The following is a 5,810-nucleotide window of genomic DNA, read 5'->3' on the forward strand; positions in this document are numbered from 1 at the left end:
CTGCTGGCGGAGTACTATCGATTGCAGAAGTGACGAGCCGTTTGTGTGGTGTGTGTGAGGCTGGGCGAAGTGAGTCAGTGTGCACATATGAAGTCCTTTTCGTGGTTTTACCGACGTGCGTACGTTGTTTTGGGTAGTCTCGGTGAGCATGGCTGCTCTAGAATCGCTCTCACTGGTTGGCRATTGCTGCCCATCTAAAGCAATTTTTTACTGGCGATATGTCAGAAAAGTGCTTTTTTTAAAGAGATTTTTCCCTAAAGTTGGTGATCCGGTTTTTCTGGCCGTCAGAAGGGCGTTTTCCTTCAACCTCTGACGACCGCCAGGCAAGACGATGCGGGGGATGTTCCAGTAATCTTCCCAAACCTCGCGATGAATGAGCCCTCTGYTCGTTCCAGGATTACGACCCGGGTCATTTGGCTAAACCTCGGCATTGCCGCTTTTTTCTGCTGTGCGCGTTTCCTGCGTGCGGCATCATTTTCAGATGTGGGGATGTTTCCTTGGCAGTAAGTAATCTCGATATGCATGCTTTGTTCGTACTGGGTGATTTGCGCGCAAAGCTGGTTAAACAGTTTCAGTCACGTTTCGTCTACATCACCGAACAGAACGCTGAAGGCATTTACATTGCCGAGATCGACACCGAAGCCGCGCTGGTGGTAGACGACAAGCCCGGGCTGAAACTCAAGGTCGGCGATCATTTCAGCGCTTCCGTATTGCCCAGCCGCGAAGGCGGAAAACTGGATATCAAGTTCCGCGAAATCAAATTGACGGTGTACGGACTGGGGGATTACGCGTTCGTGACCACCGCAGACGGCCACGGCATTGTGTTCAAGGAAGGTCATAGCGTGGTGATGGTGTTTGCGGCCCACCAACAATTGCAGGAAGGCCTGACCAAGACACTGAAAGCCGTGACTGCCAAGGCCGCCAAGTGGCGCAAAGGCGARCTGGTGACCTTCAAGGCCAGCGAGTAATGACCCAGACCCGCGCCGATTTCCATGAACAGAACCAGGCCAGTGCACACGCCGAGGCCCAGCGCCTGTTGGCTGAAAAGGCCGTTCTGCAGGGAGCCTGGCTGAGTTGGGTAGCGTCACAAATTTATATGTTGCGCCCGGCGGCGTACGCCAGCATGGTCAGAAGAGAGCTTGCGCGCTTGCAGGAACCTTCCGAAAAATAATCCTCGCCCCTCGAAAGCAGAAACCTCTACTACAGTCAGTTGACTGAGTATTCAGAGGCTTGTGGTCTTCTTTGTCAGGCCATCCTGCTATTGCTGTGAACAGCACGAGGTGCAAGAGCATGAAGGGATTACGACGGTTACTGGCCGCTACCCTGGCCACGTTCGGCTTGTTGGTTTCACCCGTTCCGGTATTCGCTGCCCAGGCACCGATTCACTTTGCCGACCTGAATTGGGAAAGTGGCAGCCTGATCACCGAGATTCTGCGGATCATCGTCGAGCAGGGCTACGGCTTGCCGACCGATACCTTGCCCGGAACGACCATTACCCTGGAAACCGCCTTGGCCAACAATGACATTCAGGTCATTGGCGAAGAGTGGGCGGGCCGCAGTCCGGTCTGGGTCAAGGCTGAGGCCGAGGGCAAAGTCGCGAGCCTGGGCGATACGGTCAAGGGCGCCACCGAGGGCTGGTGGGTGCCGGAATACGTGATCAAGGGCGACCCGGCCAAGGGCATCAAGCCGCTGGCGCCGGGGCTGCGCAGTGTCAGTGATCTGCCGCGCTACAAGGATGTGTTCAAAGACCCGGAAACCCCGAGCAAGGGACGCTTCCTGAACAGCCCGATCGGCTGGACGTCGGAGGTGGTCAACAAGCAGAAGCTCAAGGCCTATGGGCTGAACGACAGCTACGTGAACTTTCGCAGTGGTTCGGGGGCGGCGCTGGACGCAGAGATCAGTTCGTCGATTCGTCGCGGCAAACCAGTCCTGTTCTATTACTGGTCACCGACGCCATTGCTCGGCCGTTTCAAGCTGATTCAACTGCAAGAGCCGCCATTCGACGCCGAAGCCTGGAAAACCCTGACCGAGGCCGACAACCCTAATCCGAAGCCGACTCGCTCACTGCCCTCGAAGTTGTCCATCGGTGTGTCCGCGCCGTTCCAGAAACAGTACCCGCAGCTCACCGAGTTCTTCAGCAAGGTCGATTTACCGATCGAAGCGTTGAACAAGGCCCTGGCGGAGATGAGTGAAAAACACACTCCGCCACGTCAAGCGGCCGAGGCGTTCATGAAGGCGAACCCACAGGTGTGGCAGGCCTGGGTGCCCAAGGATGTGGCGGATAAAGTCGCTGCCCAGCTGAAATAAACTGCTCGGGTGTACATAAAACTCGTAGAAGCCTGCGATCTTTTGATTTTGCCGTTGGAAGCAAAGTCAAAAGATTGCAGGCTTCGCCAGCTTGTGCCGGGCGCTTTTAAAATCGCGCAAGGAAGTTCATTCTGCTGCAACATTTCACACGGGACGTCTGAATATGAGCCTTTTGGTCGCGCAATGGATTGCTGCAATCTTTCTGGTCATCAGCCTGATCCACCTGTATTGGGCGGCGGGTGGCAAGTGGGGTAGCGAGGCGGTGGTACCGAGAGTACCAGGGGAGGGCGGTGAAGCATCAAGGCCGGCGTTCAAGCCATCGGGCTTTGGCACGCTGCTGGTGGCGGTGGGTTTGCTGCTGATTGCGATGCTGGTGTGCCTGCGGGTCGGACTGTATCTGCCCACGGTGCATCACTGGTCGTTGCAATGGGTGATTAGCGCGATTGCGCTGCTGATGTTCGCTCGGGCGATCGGCGATTCGAATCTGGTGGGGTTCTTCAAGCAGGTCAAGGATTCGAAGTTTGCCCGGCTCGACACTTGGGCGTATTCGCCGTTGTGCTTGGTGTTGGGGGCCGGGTTGCTGGCAGTGGCCTGGATCTGAGGGGGGGCGGTCAATCGCTTTCGCGAGCAAGCCCGCGAAGAGATCCCGCCAATCAACACAAATCCCTGAACTAACTCCCGGGTTCCGTGCGCCRACTACTCACTTCCGCCGGCACATCATCCCCCGCCATGCGCTTGCGGAACAGCGCCGCCCGGGCCAGCAGCAGCGTGGTCACCGGCATCGTGATCGATAACAGAATCGGAATCAGCCAGGCATGCAACACCGGCCCCGACTTGAGCGCCGAAAAGTAAATGATCGAAGCCAGAGCCACACACCACGCGCCCAAAGTCGAGGCCAGCGCCGGTGGGTGCATGCGCTGGAAGTAATCCTTCATCCGCAGCAGCCCGACCGCGCCGATCAGTGCAAACAGACTGCTGAGCACCAGCAGAATCGCCACCGGAATTTCCACCCACAAAGACAGTTCAGCGTTCATTCGATCACCTCGCCACGCAACAGGAATTTGGCCAGGGCAAACGAGCCGACGAAGCCGAACAGGGCGATCAGCAGTGCCGCCTCGAAGTAAGTGTCACTGGCATAACGAATGCCCAGCGCGAGCATCATCAGCATGGCGATGATGTACAGGTAATCCAGGGCCAGAACCCGGTCCTGGGCTGACGGGCCCTTGAACAGGCGGATCAGGGTCAGAATCATCGCCAGCGAAAAGATGAACAGGCTCAGCAGGATCGCGTTCGACAGCAATGCGCTCATTCGAAGATCTCCATCAAGGGGCGCTCGTAGGTCGCCTTGAAGTGCTGGATGAATGGGCCTTCGTCATCCAGATCGAAAACGTGCAGCAACAGAATGCTGCGATCCAGCGCCAGTTCCGACCAGACCGTGCCGGGAATCACCGTGCAGATGATCGACAGCGCCGCCAGACCGTTGGCATCGCGCAAGTCCAGCGGCACCTTGATGAACCGCGAGCGAGGCGCACGCCGCCCGGCATTGAGCACGCCCCAGGCCACGGCGAGGTTGGACACCAGCACATCGCGCCCGACCAGCAAGAACAAACGCAAAATCACCCCGGGGCGACGAATGCGGATCGGCAACGGCCGCAACTTGCGCATCATCAGTGGGGCACAGAGGCCCAATACCGCGCCCAACAGCACATTGCCGGGGCTCATCGACAGGTTCAACAGCAGCCACAGCAGCCACAAGGACAGTGACAACCACGGCGCAGGAAACAGACGCTTCATGGTTGCACCTCCACCAGTGCTGCCCTGGCTTCAGGGCTCGGCACCGCACGGGTGCCGAGCACCGCCATCACGTATTGCTGAGGGTTATTCAATGCTTGAGCGGCGGCCTGGGTGTAGCGCAACAGCGGTTCAGCCTTGAACGTCAGCGCGATGCTCAGCCCCAGCAGCACGATGATCGGCACGCATTCCAGGCGGCGCAGCAAAGGCGACGGCCGCTCTTGCGGGGTCCAGAAACGCTGGATACCCACACGCGAGAAAGCGATCAACGAGGCCAATCCGGACAGGATCAACAACGCCAGCAACCCCCACGCGCCGTTCGATACCGGCTCGTCGCTGCCATGACCCAGGCCCAGCGGGTTGAGCAGGGCGCTGAGCAGGCTGAGTTTGCCGATAAAACCGGAGAGCGGCGGCATGCCGATAATCAATAAAGCGCAGGCGATGAAGCTCAGGCCGAGGAAGGCCATGGTCCAGGGAATCACCTGACCGACCACGGCTTTCTGGTCGTCATCGAGGTTGAAGCCTTTGGGCGGCTGCAAGGATTCCAGGGGCCGTGGCAGCAGCTCGCCGTCATCGTCCAGTGGCATTTCGTTGGCCGAACGCGAACGTTCGATCAACTCCGCCAGCAAGAACAGCGCGCTCAAGGCCAGGGTCGAGCTGACCAGATAGAACAGCGCCGCGCCGATCAGGTTCGGCTGGGCGAAACCGATGGCCGACAACAAAATGCCTGCCGACACCAGGATGCTCAGGCTGGCCATGCGCTCCAGGCGTTGCGCGGCGAGGATCGCCACGGCGGCGCAGACGATGGTCGCCATGCCGCCGTAGATCAGCCAGTCGCCGCCGAAGTACGCAGAGGCCCCGGCCTGGCCGGAGAACAGCAGCGTCCACAGGCGTAGCAGGGTGTAGACGCCGACCTTGGTCATGATCGCGAACATCGCCGCTACCGGCGCGCTGGCTGCGGAGTACGCCGGCACCAGCCAGAAGTTCAGCGGCCACATGCCAGCCTTGGCCAGGAACGCCACTGCCAGAATCGCCGCGCCGGCATGCAGCAGGCCGCGATCGGCTTCCGGCACCAGCGGGATTTTCAGCGCCAGGTCGGCCATGTTCAGCGTGCCGGTGACGCCGTAAATCAGCGCCGCGCCAATCAGGAACAGCGACGAGGCCAGCAGGTTGATCGAGATGTAATGCAACCCCGACGACACCCGCGGCCGGCCCGAACCGTGCAACATCAGCCCGTAAGAGGCGGCGAGCAGCACTTCGAAAAACACGAACAGGTTGAACAGGTCCGCCGTGAGGAAGGCGCCGTACAGGCCCATCAACTGAATCTGGAACAGTGCGTGGAAACTCGAACCGGCGCCGTCCCAGCGGGCCATGGCGAACAGCAGGGCGCTGACGCCGATGATCCCGGTCAGCACCAGCATCAACGCCGACAGGCGATCGACCACCAGCACGATACCGAACGGCGCCTGCCAGTTGCCCGGCAGGTACACGCCGATGGAGCCGGGCACACCGGTGGTCTGCGTCCATTGCAGCAGCATTACGGCAATGCCCAGTCCCAGCAGGCTGGAGAACAGGTTGATCTTGGCCTTTAGCGGGCGGTGTTTCTCGCCCAGCATCAGCATCACGGCGGCGGTCAGCAGCGGCAGCAGAATCGGTGCAACGATCAGGTGAGTCATCGCCATCATTCTTTAGGCTCCCGGCCATCCACATGG

The 5,810-nt window shown here is 59.5% G+C and carries 8 protein-coding genes; 4 read left to right on the forward strand and 4 right to left on the reverse strand.

Annotated elements, in window-relative coordinates:
* Positions 1 to 497 precede the first annotated feature (497 nt).
* The 4 genes from AC1DLB_RS19300 to AC1DLB_RS19315 all read left to right on the forward strand — a co-directional run bounded on the left by AC1DLB_RS19300 (position 498) and on the right by AC1DLB_RS19315 (position 2,908).
* Positions 498 to 968: a hypothetical protein gene (locus AC1DLB_RS19300; RefSeq protein ID WP_026286571.1), complete on the forward strand. Its 471-nt coding sequence runs from the start codon at positions 498 to 500 to the stop codon at positions 966 to 968.
* On the forward strand, positions 968 to 1,171 hold the full coding sequence (locus AC1DLB_RS19305; protein ID WP_007935975.1) for a hypothetical protein: 204 nt from the start codon (positions 968 to 970) through the stop codon (positions 1,169 to 1,171). The genes AC1DLB_RS19300 and AC1DLB_RS19305 overlap by 1 nt, the downstream gene beginning before the upstream one ends.
* A 119-nt stretch (positions 1,172 to 1,290) precedes the next feature.
* Complete coding sequence (locus AC1DLB_RS19310; RefSeq protein ID WP_064617035.1) at positions 1,291 to 2,307, forward strand: ABC transporter substrate-binding protein; 1,017 nt, start codon at positions 1,291 to 1,293, stop codon at positions 2,305 to 2,307.
* Positions 2,308 to 2,470: 163 nt separating this feature from the next.
* Positions 2,471 to 2,908 (forward strand): DUF3995 domain-containing protein, encoded by a 438-nt coding sequence (locus AC1DLB_RS19315; protein ID WP_305412049.1) that lies wholly within the window; start codon positions 2,471 to 2,473, stop codon positions 2,906 to 2,908.
* Between the two features lie 70 nt (positions 2,909 to 2,978).
* Here AC1DLB_RS19315 and AC1DLB_RS19320 read toward each other — a convergent pair whose 3' ends face one another.
* Genes AC1DLB_RS19320 through AC1DLB_RS19335 form a run of 4 tightly spaced genes read right to left on the reverse strand, consistent with a single transcriptional unit; the run spans position 2,979 to position 5,783 of the window.
* Entirely contained in the window at positions 2,979 to 3,341 is a 363-nt protein-coding gene (locus tag AC1DLB_RS19320; protein WP_477785459.1) for a Na+/H+ antiporter subunit G, read from the reverse strand.
* Positions 3,338 to 3,616, reverse strand: coding sequence for a K+/H+ antiporter subunit F (locus AC1DLB_RS19325; protein WP_008151692.1), 279 nt, complete (start codon positions 3,614 to 3,616; stop codon positions 3,338 to 3,340). Before AC1DLB_RS19325 ends, AC1DLB_RS19320 begins: the two co-directional genes overlap by 4 nt.
* The gene (locus tag AC1DLB_RS19330; RefSeq protein ID WP_064617038.1) at positions 3,613 to 4,101 is read right to left on the reverse strand and encodes a Na+/H+ antiporter subunit E; all 489 of its coding nucleotides are present in this window, start codon (positions 4,099 to 4,101) and stop codon (positions 3,613 to 3,615) included. The genes AC1DLB_RS19325 and AC1DLB_RS19330 overlap by 4 nt, the downstream gene beginning before the upstream one ends.
* Positions 4,098 to 5,783 (reverse strand): monovalent cation/H+ antiporter subunit D, encoded by a 1,686-nt coding sequence (locus AC1DLB_RS19335; RefSeq protein WP_477744572.1) that lies wholly within the window; start codon positions 5,781 to 5,783, stop codon positions 4,098 to 4,100. The genes AC1DLB_RS19330 and AC1DLB_RS19335 overlap by 4 nt, the downstream gene beginning before the upstream one ends.
* Between the last annotated feature and the right edge of the window lie 27 nt (positions 5,784 to 5,810).

It is taken from the genome of Pseudomonas sp. 05N434, assembly GCF_056396965.1.